Raw genomic sequence first — 20,399 nt, forward strand, 5'->3', positions numbered from 1 at the left:
CGAAGTGCGGGAACCAGTTCTCGGGCCACCCAGGGGAGCCGCGGTGCGAAACGTCCGAGCACCGTGGTCGGGGCCGGCCAACGTGGTTCCGGCTCGGTGTGAACCGTCTTGCGGCGAGATCACTCCGCCCCGTGCTGCACCGGCTGGACCGCCCGGCGCCCGCCGTGCGCGCGGCGCCCGGGTTCGGTCGACTCCAGTCGTCGCTGCCACTGCGCCCAGGTGTCGGGATCGAGGGTCTGCGCGCCGGGTGGCGTCGATGACGTGCGCTGCCGGGGGATGAGCGCGGAGTCGGGCACCGACGTGTCCGTGTCCGGCGGCCCTGTCGCCGCCGACATGGCTGCCGGCGACCTGGCCGGTGGAAGGGCCGGCGACCCGGCCGGTGTAGGGGCGGACGACGGGGCCGACGGGGCGGCCGGCGACGGGGCGGACCGGACGGAGGGCGACGCTGTCGGCGGGGCAGCCCACGAGGCGCCCGGCGCGCCGGCCGCCGAGGCGACCTGCGGAACGGCTGAGCCCGCGGCCTGCGGACCGTCCCGCGACGCGCCCGGCGGAACAGCCCGCGATCTCGTCGGCGAGCCGACGGTCGTACCCGCCGAAGCCCCGGTCCGAGCCGGTTGCGCGACCAGCAACGGTGACCACGGCCAGTGCACCAGCACGCCCTTCGACTGCCAGAACCCCAGCCCGAGGATCAGCCCGAAGATCAGATGACCGATCAGCGACAGCGTCACCGTGGTCGGGGTCAGCGGGAACATCAGATCTTCCCCGTCCGGCGCCAGCGCGACGGTGCCGATCAGTCCGGACCAGACCGGCGCCACCGCGAAACCGACCGCGGTGAGCACGACCACGGCGCGCGAGCGCTGGTGCAACCCGCACATCGACGCCACGACGAAGAACGTCATCCCGATCCCGCCGCCGTCACCGAGGTAGCGCCACAGGTAGCCCACCACGGCGCCGCCGACCAGGTCGTCGGGCCGGCCGGTGATCCACGTGCCCATCGTGGGGATGAAGTCGCCCCACAGGTCGAGGAGGTACACCGTGTCCAGCCGGAAGACGTCGTAGACCAGGCAGGCCACCACGCCCCAGGCCAGCCCGTGGGCGAGGACCCGGTCGCCCGGGTGCGGGTCGAACGCGGTGAGGACGACCAGCCCGGTCGCCAGCGGGATCACCAGCACCGCCGCCGAGGTCTGCATCGACAGCAGGCCGAACACGTGCGCGGAGATCGAGAGCAACGGCAGCCCGGCCAGCAGGACGTGCAGCCCCACCCGTGGCCACCCCTGCGCGTACCGGCCGACGGACATGGAGGGGGCCGCGCCGGTAGGGCGGGACGACGGTGCACCGGTACCCGGCGGAGCAGGGACCGGGAGGGCGCGGGGAGCGCGGGATCGCAGCACAGGTCGAAGTTGGAGCATCGGTCTTTTCCGTGTCGGGGGCCCCGGGGCGACCGCCACCAGTGGGGGGTGCGTCGCCGGATCAACGGGGGAGCGACCGCGACGCGACCGGGCACGACCCTAGGAAGCGGGCCGACAGCGGACGGTGTTCCTGGACGCCTCGGCCGCCGTCCGGGCCGGCCACCGCGACGAGTGGCGAGCGTTGTACTCCTTCCGGCGCAGTCGGTGCGGCCAGGCGGACAACCCGGCTCTCAGGGAGTCGGGGCCGAGGCGGGCCGACGGCGTCGATGACGCTGTCCTGCGAACCGCCGACCGGCGTGTGTCGATCCGGTCCGGACCGTGCCGACCGGCTGTGCGCCGGTCCGCGGACGGGGGACGGAACCGACTCGTCGTACGGCACCGGTCGCCGTCGTGGAGGCGGACGAGCGGTGCAGTCCTGAAGGTCGATGAGGGCGAATGGAGTAGCCGGTGCGCCGTGGCGGGGCAACCGCGGCATCGCTCGCCGCACGGTGCCGACCTCTCGTCGGTGCTCGGGCCCGAGCTTCTCAGGACCGTCCTCGTGCCTCCCGCAACTGCCTACCGTGGCAGCGCTGGACGGCGGCGGTGTCCCCCGCACCGCCGCCGGTCCACGGAACGACAGCGCTCCCCGCGCGCCCGCACGTCCCGATGGGACCGATGGTCCCCGTCGGTGCGGGCCCCACCCGGTCCACGACCGGGTCCCAGGACTACAAGGAGGTTCGCCCATGCCCCGACATGGACGGCACCACATCACCAGACCGGTCCGTCTGATGGCCGTCGTGGCCGCGGTGCTCGTGTGCGCCGCCGCCGTGGCCTTCGGCGGGACCGCCTCCGCCGGCAGCTCGGACGACGGCCGTGACTCCGGGACCGAGCAGAACTCGTCGAACCCAGACCCGGGCGACCTGTTCGGCCTGGGCGGTGCGGACGACGGCGGCGACGGCTCGGACGGGCAGGACGGCGGCGACAGCGGCGACGGCAAGGACGGCGACGGCCAGGGCGGCGGCCAGAACAAGGACGGCGGCCAGAACAAGGACGGCGGCCAGAACAAGGACGACGGCCAGAACAAGGACGACGGCCAGAACAAGGACAGTGGCCAAAACAAGGACGGCGGCCAGAAGGACGACGAGAACAAGGACGACGAGAACGCGGACAAGGGCGAGGACGAGGAGTTCCCCGGCCGCGACGAGGCCGCCCCGCCGGACGCCGGCGACTTCGTGAACATCACCGACGTCGAGCCCGGCAGCGGCCTGGACGGCAAGGGCGGGGAGTTCGCCGGCGGCACCTTCACCTCGGAGTGCGGCACCAGCGACCACCGCAACTCCGACAACTACCAGGCGGCTCCGGGCAAGGAGAACGGCGCGCAGCACGTGCACGACTACGTCGGCAACACCACGACCGACGCGTTCTCCGACGACGACAGCCTGCAGGCCGGTGGTACCTCCTGCACCAACGGCGACAAGTCGACGTTCTACTGGCCGGTCCTGCGCGACCTGAACGGCGTCGGTGACGACGCGAACGTCGACGGCGGCGGCAAGGACGGCAACGTCGGCTCGATCATGACTCCGACCTCGGCCAAGATGACCCAGCACGGCCACGTCGGGCAGAAGACCGAGCCGATGCCGCAGGGTCTCGAGATGATCACCGGTGACGCCAAGGCGAAGACGAACGGCGACGACAACGTCGTGTCGAAGTGGACCTGCAGCGGCTTCACCGACCGGACCACCGAGAAGTACCCGGTCTGCCCGGCCGGCAGCGACCTGATCCGCTTCCTGGACTTCCCGAGCTGCTGGGACGGCGAGAGCCTCCAGTCCAAGGCGGACAATGACGCCGTCGAGTTCCCGAAGTCCGACGGGAGCTGCGGGGAAGGCCGGAAGGCCATCCCGCAGCTACGGATGACGCTGACCTACGACCAGCCCGAGGGCCGCGCGTTCGCGCTGGACACGTTCCCCGAGCAGCAGCACAGCCCGAAGACCGATCACGGGAACTTCGAGAGCCTGCTCTCCGAGGACCAGGCCCGTACGGCGGCGGACTGCATCAACAGCGGACGGAACTGCTGATCCCGTCCACTCGCGACGATGACTGCGACGGCGCCACCCTGCAGGATCGCGCCGTCGCAGTGTCTCCCCGGGACGACCACCGGCAACGACCCCGCGCGTGTCGACATCGGAGGCCGGACCGGCGAGGATGATCGCGATCGCTCCGGGCGGGGCGTGGAGGAGGTTCCCGTGCCGCACAGCCACCCGCAGGTGCCGGGGCCGTCAGGGACGGTCCGCGGCCGGCACGGCGACGGGGTGGCGGTGTTCCGCGGGATCCCCTACGCCGCGCCGCCGGTCGGGCGGCTCCGGTTCGCCGCCCCGGAAACACCCGCGCCGTGGAGCGGGACGCTCGACGCGGGGGAGTTCGGCCCGGTCCCTCCGCAGTCGGCGCTCGGTCCGGCCGCCCCGCCGCGCCCGCCGGACGACGGCCGCGGCTGGCTGACCGTCAACGTCTGGACGCCGCGGCCGGACCCGGACGCCGGCCTGCCGGTCATGGTGTGGATCCACGGCGGCGCCTACCGGGCCGGCGACTCCGCCGAACCCGCCTACGACGGCGCCCGCCTGGCCCGGGCCGGTGTCGTCGTCGTCGTGACGTTCAACCACCGGGTCGGCATGGAGGGCTTCGCCGCGATCACCGGGGCACCGGCCAACCGCGGCCTGCTCGACGACGTCGCCGCGTTGCGCTGGGTCCGGGACTCGATCAGGGCGTTCGGCGGGGACCCGGACCGGGTCACCGTGTTCGGCGAGTCGGCCGGCGGCGGCGCGGTCGCCGCGCTCCTCGGGATGCCCCGCGCGGCCGGGCTGTTCCGGCGGGCGATCGCGCAGAGCGTCCGGGTACGTTCCTCTCCCCGGAGCTGGCCGCGGACTTCACCGCCGCCGTCGCCGCCGATCTCGGCCGGTCCCCGGACCGGGACGCACTCGCCGCGGTGGACCCGGAGGAACTGACCGCCGCGGCGGACGCCACCGGGACCCGGATGCGGAACTGGCTGGACCGGTGGGGACCGGTCGCGCACACCCCGACGCCGTACTCGCCGGTGGTGGACGGAGACGTACTGCCGGTCCCGCCCTGGCAGGCGCTGCGGGACGGGGCCGGGCGGGACGTGGAACTGATCGCCGGGCACAACCGAGACGAGTTCCGGTTGTTCGTCGCCATGGCCGGGATGATCGGCTCGGTACCCGGCGAGCTGGCCGACCTGACCCTACGGATCTTCGCCCCCGACCCGGACGCCTACCGCGCCGCGCATCCGGATGCCGGGGCGTCCGAACTGTTCGAGCGGGTCAAGTCGGACTGGCTGATGCGGATGCCCAGCCTCCGGCTGACCGAGGACCAGGTCCGTGGCGGCGGCCGGGCCCACCTCTACGAGCTCACCCTGCCGGCGCCCGGCCAGGACGGTGTGCTCGGTGCCTGCCACGGCCTGGACATCCCGCTGGTCTTCGGGAACCTCGACAGCGGCGGGATGATCGGCCAACTGCTCGGCGCCGACCCGCCCGGATCGGTGCGGGCGGTGTCGGCGGCGATGCAGCGCGCGTGGACGTCGTTCGCGCACACCGGGGACCCCGGTTGGCCGGCGTTCGACCTCGACGGCCGGGCCACCTGGGTGATCGACACCGAGCAGCTGGTGCTGCCCTACCCGGAGGAGACCTCGCGAGCGCTGTGGGCGGGGCACGAGTTCGGGGCGCTGCCGCTGCGCGGGTAGGACCGGTCGGTCGCCGCAGCACGTCACCCGGGTGGGCGTCCGGGATCGGCGGGCAGAGTGCCGGGATGCCGATCGGGAGCACCGCCGGGACGCGGCCGGTCCGCGGACCGGCCCGCGCCGGCCGTCGTACGCAACGTCGCGCGCAGGTCGCCGGACAGGCCAGCCGCGGCCAGGCCGTCCAGCCAGGACCGCTCGATCACCGCGATCTCGGCCAGGGCTACACGCACCAGCCGGCGGCCGTCGTCGGTGAGGACGACGAGCCGGGCCCGCCGGTCCGCCGGATCCGGCACCCGGGCGAGGAAGCCGCGTAGCACGAGGTCCGAGACGACCTCCCCGGCCGCCTGGTGGGTCATCCCGATCCGGGCCGCCACGCTGGTCAGCCGGGCGCCGCCGGGCGGCAGCGACTCGAACACCAGGTGCGCGGACAGCGTGATGCCCTCGTAGCCGGCCTCGGCCAGTCGGCTCAGCAGCTCACCGGCCATCTGCCGGGTGGCGTGCCGGAACAGCGAGAGCAGGGTGGGCACCGGCTCGTCCGCGGGCGGGGACTCGGCTTGCATTCGCGCAGCTTACCTGCGTAAATATGCGCAAGCTACCTGCGTATCCGGGTCGGCAGCGAGGAGGGTGTCATGGCAGCGGTACGGGAACGGGTGCGGTCGATCGTGGTGGACGTGGGGGAACGGGTGCTGCGAACCCCTGCCCTCGTGCGGTTGCCCAACCTCGCCTACCGGCACGGGTTCGGGATGGTGTTCGGATCGCGGATGCTGATGCTCGAACACACCGGCCGACGTTCCGGGCTCCGGCGCGAGGTGGTGCTCGAGGTCATCGGGCACCCGGAGGTCGATCGCTACGTCGTGGTCTCCGGGTTCGGGGAGCGGGCCCAGTGGTACCGCAACGTCGTCGCCGATCCGCGGGTGCGGGTGACGGTGGGGCGCCGGTCCGGGGTCCCCGGCACGGCCCGGGTGCTGGGCAGGGACGAGGCGGCCCGCACTCTGGCGGGCTACATCGAGCGGCACCGCCGGGCGTGGCGGTGGCTCGGGCCGGTCGTCGAGCGCACGCTCGGCCGGTCCCTCGACCCGGCCGAGCCACCGCCGCCCATGGTCGAGTTCCGGCTGGAGGGCACGGCCGGGCCGGGGGCGTCCGGGTAGCCGGTCGCGGACGGCGGGCCTGCCGCGTCCCGGGCGGTATACCGTTCCTGGCACGAGGACGGCCGGGCGACCCGTGCGCCTCGGCCGGCGACCACGTCCAGGAGGGCTCCATGCAGAAGGTCTCGCTCGACGCGATGGTGCGTACCCAGTTGCAGGCGGCGGCCGACAGCAGCAGCGGGCGGGCGGCCCGCACCGTGTTCGGCGGCCACGAGCACCATCTGCGCCAGACCCTGATCGCGCTCCGGGGTGGGCAGGCTCTGGCCGAGCACGAGAGCCCGGGGGAGGCCACGGTGCTGGTCCTGCACGGGCGGGTCCGGCTCGGCGCCGGTGACGACGCCTGGGACGGGCGGCGCGGGGACCTCCTGATCGTCCCGGACTCCGTGCACCGGCTCGATGCCCTCGAGGATGCGGCCGTCCTGCTCACCGTGGTCAAGAACCGCGACTGACGGGGGCCGTGGTCCGCTACCCGGCGTCGCTCCAGACCCGCCGCAGTCCCTCGGGCAGTTCTCAGCAGCCGAGCGGGGTGAGCTGCTCGTCGTCGACCGCCCCCAGCAGCCGCCACAGCTCGGTGACCATCACGAACCCGGCGGCGAGCACGCTCACGTCGTCCGGCTCGACGACACCCTCGGAGAGGTCCGACGTCGCGACGTAGCGAGCCAGGGTGTCCTCGTCGGCCGGGGCGCCGGGACCGCGCCGGGCCAGCTCGCCGACCGCGCACAGCCAGTCGGCGTGCATCAGGGCGTACCAGCCCCTCGGGCTCCCAGACGTGTAGGCCGATGATCGTCGTCGGCTCGCTCCCGGTGGCCTGCAGCCAGGTCTGCACCTCACCGACCGTGGCCCGGCCCGCCCCGATCCGGGCCAGCAGTGCTTCCGCCGAATCCCAGAACCCGGCGGAGAGCGGCAGGTTCCGCTCCATCAGCTCGCGGCGCAGCTGCGGGAGCGCCTCGGCCGCGGCGGGGGTGGTGACCAGGCACCGGGCCACGTCCCCCGGCCATGTCCTCCGGGCGCTTGCCCGCCAGGTCTGCGACACGGTCGAGAGCCGTCCGTCCACGCTACGACGAGCGGCGTCCGGCCGCGGAACGGCCGGACGGTGCGCGCCGCTCGAGACGTGACCGGGCGGGCCGGCGTCTCCCGCCCCTCGTGGACGCGCCGGGCCGGGCGGGGCGGAACGGCGTGCCGCCGGTAGCATCGAAGGGTTCCCGCAGGTCCGGGTGACCGCACGAGTGCGCGCGGCGCGCGGAGGCCTGCCCGGTCGCGTTCAGGCAGGCGCGGCCCGCAGCGAAGCACGAAAGGTGGGCAGACGAGCCGATGAGCGGTCACTCCAAGTGGGCGACGACCAAGCACAAGAAGGCCGTGATCGACGCCCGCCGCGGCAAGATGTTCGCGAAGCTGATCAAGAACATCGAGGTCGCGGCCCGTACCGGTGGTGGTGACCCGGACGCCAACCCCACGCTCTACGACGCGATCCAGAAGGCCAAGAAGACCTCGGTCCCGAACGACAACATCGAGCGCGCGGTCAAGCGCGGTTCGGGAGCCGACGCGAACGCCGCCGAGTACCAGGCGATCACCTACGAGGGGTACGGCCCGAACGGCGTCGCGGTGCTGATCGAGTGCCTGACCGACAACAAGAACCGCGCGGCGACCGAGGTCCGGACGGCGATGACCCGCAACGGCGGGACGATGGCCGACCCCAACTCGGTGGCCTACCTGTTCACCCGCAAGGGCGTCGTCCTGCTGCCCAAGGACGACCTGTCCGAGGACGACGTGCTGATGGCGGTGCTGGACGCCGGCGCGGAGGAGGTCCACGACCTCGGCGAGAGCTGGGAGGTCGTCTCCGAGGCGACCGACGTCGTCGCGGTGCGCAAGGCGCTGCAGGCGAACGGGATCGACTACGACTCGGCGGACCAGACCTTCATCCCGTCGATGAACGTCGAGCTCGACGTCGAGGGCGCGCGGAAGATCGTCCGGCTGATCGAGGCGCTCGAGGACTCCGACGACGTGCAGAACGTCTGGTCCAACTTCGAGGCATCCGACGAGGTCATGGCCGAGGTCGGCTGAGCGGAGCTTGCGGAGCGAACATCGGCGCTGAGCGGAGCTTGCGGAGCGAACATCGGCGCTGAGCGGAGCTTGCGGAGCGAACATCGGCGCTGAGCGGAGCTCGCGGAGCGAACATCTGCGCTGCGTGCTACATCCACCGCGGCCGCGTCCCATCGGGGCGCGGCCGCGTTAGTTGTCGGGGGTCGGTTCTAGACTCGCCGCCGATGAGCCCCGCCACCCAGACCGCCTCCTCGAAGTCCACCGGGAAGCAGCCCACCGGGAAGCAGCCCACCGGGAAGCAGGACGCGGCGACGAAGCCCGACCGTCCGCGGCTGCTGCTGCTCGACGGCCACTCGCTGGCCTACCGGGCGTTCTTCGCGCTGCCCGCGGAGAACTTCCGCACCGGAACCGGGCAGACCACGAACGCGGTCTACGGCTTCACCTCGATGCTGATCAATCTGCTGCGCGACGAGGAGCCGACGCATCTGGCGGTGGCCTTCGACGTCTCCCGCAAGACGTTCCGCTCGGAGCGGTTCGCCGAGTACAAGGCGAACCGCACCACCACGCCGGACGACTTCCGCGGCCAGATCGACCTGATCAAGGAGGTTCTCGGCGCGCTGAACATCCCGGTGTTCGCGGTCGAGGGTTACGAGGCGGACGACCTGATCGCCACGCTGGCCACCGAGGCCGAGGCCGAGGGCTACGGGGTGCTCATCACCACCGGCGACCGGGACGCGTTCCAGCTGGTCACCGACAACATCACGGTGCTCTACCCGAAGCGCGGCGTGTCCGACCTGGGCCGGATCGACCCGGCCGAGGTGGACAAGCGGTACGGGCTGAGCCCGACCCAGTACCCGGACTTCGCGGCTCTGCGCGGCGACCCGTCGGACAACCTGCCCTCGATCCCCGGCGTGGGGGAGAAGACCGCCGCCAAGTGGGTGCGCGAGTTCGGCTCGCTCGCGGACCTGTCCGACCGGGTGGACGAGGTGAAGGGCAAGGCCGGTGACGCGCTGCGCGCGAACCTGGCCAACGTGCTGCTGAACCGCCAGCTCACCGAGCTGGTGCGGGACGTCGACCTGGGCTCCGCGCCCGGACAGCTGGAGGTCCGGCCGTGGGACCGGGACGCGGTGCACCGGCTGTTCGACGAGCTGGAGTTCCGGGTGCTGCGCGAGCGGTTGTTCGCCACGCTGCAGAGCGCCGAGCCGGAGGCCGACTCGGGCTTCGAGGTCGCCGGCGCGGTGATCGAGCCCGGCGGGGTGCGTGCTTGGCTGGACGCGCACGCCACCGACGGCCGCCGGGTCGCGCTGAGCTTCGCCGGGGTCACCGGGCCGGTCGCGGCCCGGGACGTCACCGGCATCGCGCTCGCGGTCGGCGAGCCGACCGTGGAGCAGCGCGCGGCGGGCGCGGCCGCGGGGGTCCCGCAGGCCGGGTACCTGGCCCTGGCCGGTCTCAACCCGGACGACGAGGCGGCGCTGGGCGGCTGGCTGGCCGACCCGTCGGTGCCGAAGGCCGCGCACGACGTCAAGCCGGTGCTGCACGCGCTGCGCGCCCGCGGCTGGTCGCTGGACGGGCTGACCAGCGACACCGCGCTGGCGGCCTACCTGGCCCGGCCGGGGCAGCGGACGTTCGACCTGGCCGACCTGGCGCTGCGCTACCTGCGCCGGGAGCTCCGCACCGAGGAGCCGGCGGACGGCCAGCTGTCGCTGCTCGGGGGTGAGGACGAGGCCGACCAGCAGGCGGCGCAGCAGGAGATGCTGGCCGCGTCGGCGATCGCCGAGCTGGCCGAGGCGCTGGACACCGAGCTGGCCGAGCGCGGCGGCAGCGAGCTGCTGGCTGACCTGGAGCTGCCGCTGGCGTTCGTGCTGGCCGACTGCGAGGCGGCCGGGATCGGCGTGGACTCCGACACCCTGGCCGGGCTGGAGTCCGACTTCGGCGCGCAGGTCCGCCAGGCCGCGCAGGATGCCTACGCGGTGATCGACAAGGAGATCAACCTCGGGTCGCCGAAGCAGCTGCAGGTGGTGCTGTTCGACGAGCTGAACATGCCCAAGACCAAGCGCACCAAGACCGGTTACACCACCGACGCGGACGCGCTGCAGAGCTTGTTCGAGCAGACCGAGCACCCCTTCCTGCAGCACCTGCTGCTGCACCGGGACGCGACCCGGCTGAAGGTCACGGTCGACGGGTTGATCAAGTCCGTGGCCGACGACGGCCGGATCCACACCACCTACTCGCAGACGATCGCGGCCACCGGGCGGCTGTCCTCGACCGACCCGAACCTGCAGAACGTGCCGATCCGGACCGCGGCCGGGCGCCGGATCCGGGACGCCTTCGTGGTCGGGTCCGGGTACCGCGAGCTGCTCACCGCGGACTACAGCCAGATCGAGATGCGGATCATGGCGCACCTGTCCGAGGACGCGGCGCTGATCGAGGCGTTCCGTTCGCAGCACGACTTCCACGCCGAGACCGCCGCCCGGGTCTTCGGGGTGGACGCCGGGGAGGTGAGCGTGGAGCAGCGCGCCAAGATCAAGGCGATGAACTACGGGCTGGCCTACGGCCTCTCGGCGTACGGGCTGTCCGGCCAGCTGCGGATCTCCACCGACGAGGCCAAGGGCATGATGGACGACTACTTCGCCGGGTTCGGCGGGGTGCGCGACTACCTCGCCGGCGTCGTCGACCAGGCCCGCAAGGACGGCTACACGGCCACCATCCTCGGCCGCCGCCGCTACCTGCCCGACCTGACCAGCGACAACCGGCAGCGCCGGGAGATGGCCGAGCGGATGGCGCTGAACGCCCCGATCCAGGGCTCGGCCGCGGACATCATCAAGGTCGCGATGCTCGGCGTGCACCGGGCGCTGTACTCCGAGGGTCTGCGCAGCCGGATGCTGCTGCAGGTGCACGACGAGCTGGTGCTCGAGGTCGCCGACGGGGAGCGGGACGCGCTGGAGGCGCTGGTGCGCCGGGAGATGGCTGCCGCGGCGGAGCTGTCGGTGCCGCTGGAGGTGTCGGTCGGCTACGGCCGCAGCTGGGACGCCGCGGCCCACTGAGTCCCCCGCGTCGTCGCCCGGGCCCGTCCGGGCGACGACGCCCCGGAGATCGTCACCCGCTGTTACACTTCGCGCCACGTTTGCCGAGCAACGATGCCGAGCGACGACGCTGGGAGTGTGGCGGATGGCTGACGACGTCAGGCCGAGCAGCACCGAGATGGCCACCGAGCTCCCCAGCCGTCACCTCCCGGCGGTGCCCTACGCCGACCTTCCCGAGCCACGAGGACTGCGTCGCTATCTCGGGGCCAGCGTGATCCTCACCGCCACCGCGCTCGGTTCCGGCGAGCTGGTCCTGTGGCCCTACATCACGACCCAGGTCGGGGTGGGGATCGTCTGGCTCGCCGTCGTCGGCATCACGATGCAGTACTTCCTGAACATGGAGATCGAGCGCTACACGCTGGTCACCGGCGAGACCGCGGTGACCGGGTTCTCCCGGCTGTGGCTCCCGTGGGGCGTCATCTTCGTGCTGGGCGCCATCCTGCCGAACCTCTGGCCGGGGTGGGCCTCGAGCGGCGCCACCGTGTTCACGTTCATCTTCGACCTCGACGAGTCGACGGTCCCGATCATCGCCACGATCTTCCTCGTCTCGATCGGGTTGGCGATCACGGTGTCGCCGATCATCTACCAGACGCTGGAGAAGACCGAGGGCGTGATGGTCGGCCTGATCCTGGTCTTCGCCGTGGTGGCGATCGTGGTGGCCACCGAGGGCAGTGCCTGGGCGGGCGTCGTCACGGAGATCCCGCAGGGGGTGGCCGGCCTCCCCGGCATCGTCGGCCAGCTGGGTGCGGCGTCGCTGTTCGGCGCCATCGTCTTCGCGGGCGCCGGTGGGGCGAACAACCTGGTGCAGAGCAACTACGTCCGGGACAAGGGGATGGGGATGGGGATCAGGATCCCCAACATCGTCTCCCCGGTCACCGGACAGGAGGTGGCCGAACCGTCGCTGGGCTACATGGTCCGCCCGACCGAGGAGAACGAACGGCGCTGGCGGCAGTGGTGGAGCATCGCGAACCGGGAACAGCTCCTCACGTTCTGGTTCATCGGGGCGCTGCTGCTGGTCTCCTTCTCGGTGCTGGTCTACTCGACCGTGGGCGTCGACTCCGGACTGGACGACGGGCTGGCGTTCCTCCGGGCGGAGGGCCAGGCGCTGGGCGAGCTCATCGCCCCGTGGTTCACGACGGCCTTCTACCTCGCCGGGTTCCTCATGTTGCTGTCCACGAACATCGGCGTGGTGGACTACGTGAGCCGGCTCGCCGGGGACTCGCTGAAGGTGACGTTCCTGAAGCGGAGCACCTTCTGGAGCGAGAGCAAGATCTACATCAGCGTGGTGTGGATCATGATCGTCGTCGGTTCGGGGATCATCTGGACCGGGATCGAACCCGTCGTGCTGCTGGTCATCTCGGCGGCCGGCGGGGGCTTCGTGATGGCCTTCTACTCCGTGCTGCTCATCCTGCTCAACCGGAAGGTCCTGCCGGAGTTCGCCAAGCTCAAGGGCTGGCGGCTGCCGGTGATGATCGTGATCGCCCTGTTCTACATCGCCTTCTCGGTGTTCCTGATCTACCAGATGGTCAGCGCGGGGCCGGCATCGCTGGCGTAGCCGGCCGGGTGCGCCGTGACCCGCGGCGCTGGGGAGGTGAACGACGATGCCCGGAACGGTCCGCAGGCTCTGGCTCACCATGCTGCTCGGACTCTCGATCTTCGTCGTGCTGACCGCCGTCGCGTGGGCGGTCGGGTTGCTCGGGTGACCACGCGCGGGGGGCCGTTTGACCGGTGAGCGATACATCAGCGTCGTTCGATCGTCCAGGCGCCCACCAGCACGTTCAGCCGGACGGCCGTCCAGACGAGGGCGAGCACCCGCAGGAACCACGACGCGCGCGCACCCTGCCATCCGGGCCGCGCACGATCGGGGGCGTCCACCCGGCGCGCCCCGGCCGGGGCGCCGCGGGCCGCCCGGTACCGTGCCCGATCGAACAGGCGTGCGGGAGGGGTGACGCGGGTGCGGGTGCTCGGGGTCGACCCCGGACTGACCCGGTGCGGGATCGGGGTCGTCGAGTCGGGTGCCGGCCGGTCGGTCGGCTTCGTCGACGTCGGCGTGGTGCGCAGCGGTTCCGACGTGCCGCTGGAGCGCCGGTTGCTCGCGGTGGCCGACGAGGTGGAGCGCTGGGTCACGCGGCACCGGCCGGACGTGATCGCCGTCGAGCGGGTGTTCAGCCAGCACAACGTCCGCACCGTGATGGGCACCGCGCAGGCCAGCGGGGTGGTCGCGCTGGTGGCCGCGCGGGCCGGGCTGCCGGTCGCGTTCCACACCCCGAGCGAGGTCAAGGCCGCGGTGACCGGCCAGGGCCGGGCGGGCAAGGCCCAGGTGACGGCGATGGTGACCCGGGTGCTCGGGCTGGAGACCCCGCCGAAGCCCGCCGATGCCGCGGACGCGCTCGCGCTGGCGATCTGCCACTGCTGGCGCTCGCCGATGCTGGACCGGATGGCGGAGGCGCAGGCCCGTGCCGAGGAACTGGCCGCGGTGCATCGGGCCCGGCTCGCCGAGGCCCGTGCGGCCCAGGGCGGCGCGGTCCCCACGGCGGCGGAGCAGTGGGCGGCGGCCCGTGCCGCGCACGGCGCCGGTGGGGCGGACCGGGCGCCCGGGACCGCCGCGGAGTGGGCGGCGCGCGCCGGGCAGGGTGCCGTGCGGACCGCAGGCGGCACGCGGCCGCCGGGACCGTCGGGGGCGCCCGGTAGCGTCCCGCCTCGAACGAGCTCCTCCGGGAAGGGGGCCGGACAGTGATCCACTCGGTGCGCGGGCCGGTCCTGGAGATCGGGCTGGACCACGTGGTCGTCGAGGTCGGCGGGGTCGGGATGGCCGTGTACGCGACCCCGGCCACGCTGGGCGGGCTGCGCCGCGGCGAGGAGACCCGGCTCGCGACCACGCTGGTCGTGCGGGAGGAGTCGCTGACTCTGTTCGGCTTCGCCGACACCGAGGAACGCGAGCTGTTCCTGCTGCTGCAGACCGTCTCCGGGATCGGCCCGCGGCTGGCGCTGGCGACCATCGCGGTGCTGGAACCGGACACCCTGCGCCGGGCGCTCGCCGACGGTGACCTCGCGGTGCTGACCCGGATCCCGGGTGTGGGGCGCAAGAGTGCCGAGCGACTGGTCGTCGAGCTGCGGGACAAGGTGACGGCGCCGGCCGCGGTGCCTGCCGGTGCCCCGGCCGGCGCGGGCGGGGGAGCGCCGACCCCGGTGCTCGGGGTCCGGGACCAGGTCGTGGAGGCGCTGCTCGGGCTCGGGTTCACCCAGAAGCCGGCCGAGCAGGCCGTCGACGGCGTGCTGGCCGAGGCGCCGGACACCGACGCGCGGGTGCTGCTGCGCACCGCGCTGTCCGCGCTGGGCCGGTCCCGGTGAGCTCCGGCGCGGCCGGCGGCGGGTTCGACGGCGGAGCCGGCGGCGAGGTCGGCGGCGCGGCCGGTGGCGGGCTCGGGGACGGTGACCTGCGGGAGGTCGACGCCGTCGTGCACCCGGAGGACCTCGACTTCGAGGCCTCGCTGCGGCCCCGCTCGCTGCGCGAGTTCGTCGGCCAGCCCCGGGTCCGTGAGCAGCTCGACCTGGTGCTCGAGGGCGCCCGCCGGCGCGGTGACCCGCCGGACCACATTCTGCTCTCCGGCCCGCCCGGACTGGGCAAGACCAGCCTCGCCATGATCGTCGCCCAGGAGCTGGGTGCCGCGATCCGGCTGACCTCGGGACCCGCCCTCGAACGGGCCGGGGACCTGGCCGCGATGCTGTCCAACCTGGTCCCCGGCGACGTGCTGTTCATCGACGAGATCCACCGGACCGCGCGGCCCGCCGAGGAGATGCTCTACCTGGCGATGGAGGACTTCCGGGTGGACGTCGTCGTCGGCAAGGGGCCGGGCGCGACCTCGATCCCGCTCGACGTCGCGCCGTTCACCCTGGTCGGGGCGACCACCAGGGCGGGTTCGCTGACCGGCCCGCTGCGTGACCGGTTCGGGTTCACCGGGCACATGGAGTTCTACGAGCCGGCCGAGCTGGAGCAGGTGCTGCACCGGGCGGCCGGGATCCTCGGCATCGACCTGCGCCCGGACGGTGCGACGGAGATCGCCGGCCGCTGCCGGGGCACCCCGCGGGTGGCGAACCGGCTGCTGCGCCGGGTCCGGGACTTCGCCGAGGTGCGTGCGGACGGTGTGATCCATCGTGAGGTGGCCCGGGACGCGCTGGCCGTCTACGACGTCGACGAGCTCGGGCTGGACCGGCTCGACCGCGCCGTGCTGACCGCGCTGGTCCGCTCGTTCCACGGTGGCCCGGTCGGCATCTCCACGCTCGCCGTCGCGGTGGGGGAGGAGGCCGGGACCGTCGAGGAGGTCTGCGAGCCCTACCTGGTGCGGGCCGGGATGCTCGCCCGCACCCCGCGCGGGCGGGTCGCGACGCCGCTGGCCTGGACCCATCTGGGCCTCACCCCACCGACCGACGGCCCGGCCGGTCTGCCCTCACTGTTCTGATCAGGAGCGGACGGCGCTCGACGATCGGTCGATCGGTCGGCCGGCAGGCCCGGCGAGCCGGCTGCATGGGAGGATCCGGACAGACCGAATGGATCGGGCGGACTCGGGGCGCTCGGCGAGGCATCCTGGGGCCCGCACACCGCGCACAACGCGCCGGACGCCGCGCGATGTGTCGGTCGGCGGGTCGTGACATGCGCGGCCCCGCCGGAACGATCCGGGCATCCGTCTCGTTAACTCGCGGGTCGGGTTCCGGCCCGACCGTTCGGCCCGCTGTACTGCGACGAGCGGCCGGCCCGCCGGACGGGGGCCGCCGAGAGGTGTCGGTCCCGGCTGGCACACTCGACCACGACGAAACGAGACGGAGAAACCGCGAGATGGACACGATCCTTGCGCAGGAGGCCGGTGGATCCAGCCTGCTGTCCCTGCTGCCCTTCCTGATCATCCTGCTGCTGTTCGTGCCGCTGTTCCTGAACGGCCGCAAGCAGCGCAGGCAGATGAAGGAGACCCAGGAGATGCAGTCGGCGCTGGAGGACGGCGACGTCGTCGTCACCACGTCCGGCCTGCGCGGCACGATCGTCGACGCGTCGTACGAGGACACGATCGACCTGGAGATCGCGGAGGGCGTGGTCACGACCTGGCTGCGCGCCGCGGTCCGGGAGAAGGTCGCGCCGGAGGCCGGTGCGTCCGACGAGCAGGAGCAGTCCTCCGCGTCTGACGAGGCGGACTCGTCGTCGGCGAACTCCTCGTCGGAGAAGCCGTCGTCGGAGAGCAAGCCGACCATTCACTGAGGCACCCGGCGGTCGGCGGCCGGCATCTGAGGCCGGCCGCGACCGTCGCGCGAGCCGGATCGGGAGAACGAACACGTGGCAACGTCGTCGGGGCAGCAGCGCATCCGCCCCTGGCGCTACCTGACGGCCTTCCTCGGCATCTGCGTCATCCTGTACTCCCTGGTGTTGTTCACCGGGGGCGGGAACCTCGCGCCGAAGCTGGGGATCGACCTGCAGGGTGGCACCCGCGTCACGCTGACCGCCCGCACCACCGACGATCAGCCGCCGCCGCGTGACCAGCTGGTCCAGGCCGAGCAGATCATCGAACAGCGGGTGAACGGGCTCGGTGTCAGCGGCGCCGAGGTCCAGCTGGACGGCAGCAACATCGTGATCACGGTGCCCGGCGACGAGGGCGAGCAGGCCCGGTCGCTCGGGCAGACCGCGCAGCTGCGGTTCCGCGAGGTGATCCAGGGTCCGATCCCGGCCAACCAGGCCGCGGGCCAGCCTGCGCAGCCCGGCCAGCCCGCGCCGGCCCAGCCCGCGCCGCAACCGGGCACCGAGCCGCAGAGCCAGTCCCAGGGACAGCCGCGGGGGCTCGGCGACCCGGCCGGGCAGAGCCGCGCCGTCGCCCCGGTCGCGCAGACGACCCCGCTCGCGGACCCCGCGCAGGATCCGCCACCCCCACCGGCACCACCGCCCGGCGGGGGCGGCGCCGCCCCGTCGCCGTCCGACCCGCGGGTCGCCGCCGAGGTGAACCAGCTGCGCGAGCAGCGGCAGAGCGCCGACCCGGCCACCCAGGCGCAGGCGCTGCTGGCGCTGGACTGCTCCGGGCAGGACCCGCTGCAGGGCTACGACGACCCGACCCGTCCGCTGGTCACCTGCTCCGAGGATGGTTCGACCAAGTACGTGCTCGCCCCGTCGTTCATCGAGGGCACCGAGATCGACTCGGCGCAGGCCCAGCAGGACCCGAACGGTGGCGGCTGGGTGGTGAGCCTGACCTTCAAGTCGGCCGGTGCCGAGACCTGGGGCCAGTACACGTCGCAGAACATCGGCAAGAACGTCGCGTTCGTGCTGGACGGTGACGTCGTCTCCGCCCCGAGCATCAACCAGCCGATCTACGGGCAGACCCAGATCTCCGGGCAGTTCAATCAGGAACGCGCCCAGGACCTCGCCCAGACCCTGCGCTACGGCTCGCTACCGCTGGCGTTCGACTCGGGATCCGCGCAGACGGTGTCGGCGTCGCTGGGGCTGGCCTCGCTGGAGGCCGGACTGGTCGCCGGCGCGGTCGGACTGGCGCTGGTGTTCGCCTACTGCCTGTTCTACTACCGGTTGCTCGGCGTGCTGACGATCCTCTCGCTGGCCCTGTCGGCCCTGGTCGTCTACGCCGTGCTGATCCTGCTCGGACGGTGGATCGGGTTCACCCTGGACCTGGCAGGCGTCGCCGGGTTCATCATCGCCATCGGCATCACCGCCGACTCGTTCGTGATCTTCTTCGAACGGCTCAAGGACGAGATGCGGGAGGGCCGCACGTTCCGCTCGGCCGTCCCACGCAGCTGGGAACGGGCGAGACGCACGATCCTCACCGCGGACGCGGTCAGCTTCCTGGCCGCCGCCGTGCTCTACACCCTGGCCATCGGTGAGGTGCGCGGGTTCGCCTTCACCCTGGGCATGTCCACCGTGCTCGACCTGGTGGTGGTCTTCCTGGTCACGTTCCCGCTGGTCGTGTTGATCTCGCGGTCGAAACGGCTCGGGAGCCCCGGCCTGTCCGGCCTGGGCGCGGTCGACCGGATCGGGTCGCGGAACCGGCGGGCGGCCCCGGCCGTGGGTCGCAAGGCCACCAGCGGGAAGGGAGGCGGCGCATGAGCACCCCCGAGCGGATGTCCGGCTGGACCCGGCTGACCACCGGAACCGCCCAGGTCGACGTCGTCGGCCGGCGGAAGACCTGGTACATCGGGTTCGGCGTGGTGCTCCTGGTGTGCGTGCTGTCGCTGGTGCTCCGCGGGTTCAACCTGGGCATCGACTTCACCGGCGGGTCCCAGATCCAGATGCCGGCCACCGGCGTCAACGGCGCGATCACCACCCAGCAGGTCGAGGAGATCTACAACGGCGTGATCGGGACGGCGCCGGAGACCGTGCAGTCGGTCGGCACCGGCGACTCCGCGTCGATCCTGGTGCGCTCCGAGGCACTGGGCCCGGACCAGATCGTCCCGCTGCGCGACCAGCTGTTCACCCAGCTGCAACCGCTAGGGGCGGGCGGGGTCCCGAACCCGGCCGCCATCAGCGACTCGCTGGTCTCCGGGACGTGGGGTGGCGAGGTCACGACCCAGGCGCTGATCGCGCTCGCGGTGTTCCTCGTGCTGGTGACCCTGTTCCTCGCGCTCTACTTCGAGCGGGCGATGGCGCTGGCGTCGCTGGTCGCGCTGGTCAGCGACGTCGTCGTCACGGCCGGGGTGTACTCGATCATCGGCCTGGAGGTCACGCCGTCCACGGTGATCGGGCTTCTGACGATCCTCGGGTTCTCGCTGTACGACACCGTGGTGGTGTTCGACAAGGTCCGGGAGAACACCCGCGGCCTGCTGAAGCTGACCCGGCGCACCTACGCCGAGGCCGCGAACCTGGCGCTGAACCAGACGCTGATGCGGTCGCTGAACACCTCGGTGATCGCGATCCTGCCGGTGCTCGGCCTGCTGGTGATCGGCGTCGGGCTGCTCGGCGTCGGCACCCTGGCCGACCTGGCGATCGTGCAGCTCATCGGCATGCTCACCGGCGTCGTCTCCTCGCTGTTCCTGGCCACCCCGCTGCTGGTGGACATCAAGCTGCGGGACCGGCGGATCCGCGAGCAGGCCGATCGGGTCGCCGCCCGCCGGGCCCGGAGCGCCGCCGTCCGGAACGGGGAGGCCCCGGCCGAGGACGACACCGAGGACGACACCGCGGTCGGCGCCGCGGCCGCGGTACCCGCCACGCCGTCGCGGACCGCGCCGGCGCCGCCGCGCCCGGGCGTCCGGCCCACCGGCAAGACCGGGCGGCGTCGCCGGTGACCGTCGGTGAGGTGAACGGCATCCGGCCCGGCCCGGGCATCGCCGACGAGTCCGCCGAGGACCTGCTGCGGGTGGCCGAGCTGGTCCGGTCGGTCCCGGACTACCCGCAGCCCGGCGTGCTGTTCCGGGACGTCACGCCGGTGCTCGCAGACGGCGCCGCCTTCGCGACCGTGACCACCGAGCTGGCCGCAGCTGCCGGCGCGGCCGACCTGGTCGTCGGCGTCGAGGCCCGCGGGTTCCTGCTCGGCGCCGCGGTCGCGCTGGTCGTCGGCGTCGGCACCGCCCCGGTGCGCAAGGCCGGGAAGCTGCCCGCCGTCGCGGCCTCACGCACCTACGACCTCGAGTACGGCAGCGCCACGCTGGAGCTGCCGGCCGGGGTGGTCGAACCGGGAACCTCGGTCTACGTCGTCGACGACGTGCTGGCCACCGGCGGCACCGCCGCCGCGGCCTGCGCGCTGCTCGCCGATGCCGGTGCCGAGGTCGTCGGCTTCGGGACGCTGCTGGAGCTGACCGGGCTGGACGGCCGGTCGAAGCTGGGCGACCTGCGGGTGGACGCGCTGCTGAGGGCGTGAGAGAAGCTCGCGGAACGCGTATCGGGGCGCTGAGATCGGCCCCGCGCACCGGCCGCCCGGCCGGTGACGGGGCCGAGGACTATCCTCGCGGGTGAGAGATCCGCAGGCCGGCATGAGCAGGAGGTGCGGTGACCGAGGTCGACCGTACGGGCAGCGCT

18 protein-coding genes and 1 pseudogene are annotated in these 20,399 nt (G+C 72.8%); 15 read left to right on the forward strand and 4 right to left on the reverse strand.

All coding sequences use genetic code 11. The annotated features are described in order from the left end of the window. Window positions 1-119: 119 nt before the first annotated feature. Complete coding sequence (locus tag ACLFMI_RS01360) at window positions 120-1,262, reverse strand: ribosomal eL19 family protein (RefSeq protein ID WP_410945835.1); 1,143 nt, start codon at window positions 1,260-1,262, stop codon at window positions 120-122. Between the two features lie 869 nt (window positions 1,263-2,131). Between ACLFMI_RS01360 and ACLFMI_RS01365 the strand changes: the two genes are divergently transcribed. From ACLFMI_RS01365 to ACLFMI_RS01375, 3 genes are all read left to right on the forward strand, one after another. Further along, the gene (locus tag ACLFMI_RS01365; protein ID WP_410945836.1) at window positions 2,132-3,463 is read left to right on the forward strand and encodes a DUF1996 domain-containing protein; all 1,332 of its coding nucleotides are present in this window, start codon (window positions 2,132-2,134) and stop codon (window positions 3,461-3,463) included. A 168-nt stretch (window positions 3,464-3,631) separates the two neighbouring features. Beyond that, window positions 3,632-4,387, forward strand: a complete 756-nt coding sequence (locus ACLFMI_RS01370) for a carboxylesterase family protein (RefSeq protein ID WP_410945837.1) — start codon at window positions 3,632-3,634, stop codon at window positions 4,385-4,387. Beyond that, a complete protein-coding gene (locus ACLFMI_RS01375; protein ID WP_410945838.1) occupies window positions 4,369-5,139 on the forward strand; it encodes a carboxylesterase/lipase family protein in 771 nt (256 codons plus the stop codon). The genes ACLFMI_RS01370 and ACLFMI_RS01375 overlap by 19 nt, the downstream gene beginning before the upstream one ends. A gap of 23 nt (window positions 5,140-5,162) precedes the next feature. On the opposite strand, the gene ACLFMI_RS01380 is transcribed toward ACLFMI_RS01375, so the two are convergent. Beyond that, window positions 5,163-5,696 (reverse strand): MarR family winged helix-turn-helix transcriptional regulator, encoded by a 534-nt coding sequence (locus ACLFMI_RS01380; protein WP_410945839.1) that lies wholly within the window; start codon window positions 5,694-5,696, stop codon window positions 5,163-5,165. A gap of 69 nt (window positions 5,697-5,765) precedes the next feature. Here ACLFMI_RS01380 and ACLFMI_RS01385 point away from each other — a divergent pair, with 69 nt between their 5' ends. Next, window positions 5,766-6,284: a nitroreductase family deazaflavin-dependent oxidoreductase gene (locus tag ACLFMI_RS01385; protein ID WP_410945840.1), complete on the forward strand. Its 519-nt coding sequence runs from the start codon at window positions 5,766-5,768 to the stop codon at window positions 6,282-6,284. 110 nt (window positions 6,285-6,394) lie between these two features. After that, window positions 6,395-6,730 (forward strand): cupin domain-containing protein, encoded by a 336-nt coding sequence (locus ACLFMI_RS01390; protein WP_410945841.1) that lies wholly within the window; start codon window positions 6,395-6,397, stop codon window positions 6,728-6,730. A gap of 61 nt (window positions 6,731-6,791) precedes the next feature. Here ACLFMI_RS01390 and ACLFMI_RS01395 read toward each other — a convergent pair whose 3' ends face one another. After that, entirely contained in the window at window positions 6,792-7,019 is a 228-nt protein-coding gene (locus ACLFMI_RS01395; protein ID WP_410945842.1) for a hypothetical protein, read from the reverse strand. A 573-nt stretch (window positions 7,020-7,592) separates the two neighbouring features. Here ACLFMI_RS01395 and ACLFMI_RS01400 point away from each other — a divergent pair. The 3 genes from ACLFMI_RS01400 (at window position 7,593) to ACLFMI_RS01410 (ending at window position 12,959) form a co-directional block, all read left to right on the forward strand. Beyond that, on the forward strand, window positions 7,593-8,342 hold the full coding sequence (locus tag ACLFMI_RS01400; RefSeq protein ID WP_410945843.1) for a YebC/PmpR family DNA-binding transcriptional regulator: 750 nt from the start codon (window positions 7,593-7,595) through the stop codon (window positions 8,340-8,342). A gap of 203 nt (window positions 8,343-8,545) precedes the next feature. After that, the gene (gene polA / locus ACLFMI_RS01405; RefSeq protein ID WP_410945844.1) at window positions 8,546-11,365 is read left to right on the forward strand and encodes a DNA polymerase I; all 2,820 of its coding nucleotides are present in this window, start codon (window positions 8,546-8,548) and stop codon (window positions 11,363-11,365) included. Between the two features lie 124 nt (window positions 11,366-11,489). Further along, the gene (locus ACLFMI_RS01410) at window positions 11,490-12,959 is read left to right on the forward strand and encodes an Nramp family divalent metal transporter (protein WP_410945845.1); all 1,470 of its coding nucleotides are present in this window, start codon (window positions 11,490-11,492) and stop codon (window positions 12,957-12,959) included. Window positions 12,960-13,144: 185 nt separating this feature from the next. Here the strand turns inward: ACLFMI_RS01410 and ACLFMI_RS01415 are convergent, their stop codons facing one another. After that, window positions 13,145-13,279 (reverse strand): hypothetical protein, encoded by a 135-nt coding sequence (locus ACLFMI_RS01415; protein ID WP_410945846.1) that lies wholly within the window; start codon window positions 13,277-13,279, stop codon window positions 13,145-13,147. 79 nt (window positions 13,280-13,358) lie between these two features. Here ACLFMI_RS01415 and ruvC point away from each other — a divergent pair. From ruvC to ACLFMI_RS01450, 7 genes and pseudogenes are all read left to right on the forward strand, one after another. Beyond that, window positions 13,359-13,994: pseudogene (gene ruvC / locus ACLFMI_RS01420) on the forward strand (crossover junction endodeoxyribonuclease RuvC); the annotation flags it as partial. 143 nt (window positions 13,995-14,137) lie between these two features. Continuing rightward, window positions 14,138-14,755, forward strand: coding sequence for a Holliday junction branch migration protein RuvA (gene ruvA / locus ACLFMI_RS01425; RefSeq protein ID WP_410945847.1), 618 nt, complete (start codon window positions 14,138-14,140; stop codon window positions 14,753-14,755). Between the two features lie 86 nt (window positions 14,756-14,841). After that, window positions 14,842-15,864 (forward strand): Holliday junction branch migration DNA helicase RuvB, encoded by a 1,023-nt coding sequence (gene ruvB / locus ACLFMI_RS01430; protein WP_410945939.1) that lies wholly within the window; start codon window positions 14,842-14,844, stop codon window positions 15,862-15,864. Window positions 15,865-16,238: 374 nt separating this feature from the next. After that, window positions 16,239-16,652: a preprotein translocase subunit YajC gene (gene yajC / locus ACLFMI_RS01435; protein WP_410945848.1), complete on the forward strand. Its 414-nt coding sequence runs from the start codon at window positions 16,239-16,241 to the stop codon at window positions 16,650-16,652. A gap of 75 nt (window positions 16,653-16,727) precedes the next feature. Beyond that, window positions 16,728-18,494 carry a protein translocase subunit SecD gene (gene secD, locus ACLFMI_RS01440; protein ID WP_410945849.1) on the forward strand — a complete coding sequence of 589 codons (1,767 nt, stop codon included), beginning with the start codon at window positions 16,728-16,730 and terminating at the stop codon, window positions 18,492-18,494. Then, window positions 18,491-19,669 (forward strand): protein translocase subunit SecF, encoded by a 1,179-nt coding sequence (gene secF, locus ACLFMI_RS01445; protein WP_410945850.1) that lies wholly within the window; start codon window positions 18,491-18,493, stop codon window positions 19,667-19,669. Before secD ends, secF begins: the two co-directional genes overlap by 4 nt. An 11-nt stretch (window positions 19,670-19,680) precedes the next feature. Next, complete coding sequence (locus ACLFMI_RS01450) at window positions 19,681-20,241, forward strand: adenine phosphoribosyltransferase (protein WP_458788570.1); 561 nt, start codon at window positions 19,681-19,683, stop codon at window positions 20,239-20,241. The last annotated feature ends 158 nt before the right edge of the window (window positions 20,242-20,399 follow it).

The organism is Pseudonocardia nantongensis, assembly GCF_046546495.1.
GTDB classification, from domain to species: Bacteria; Actinomycetota; Actinomycetes; order Mycobacteriales; family Pseudonocardiaceae; genus Pseudonocardia; species Pseudonocardia nantongensis.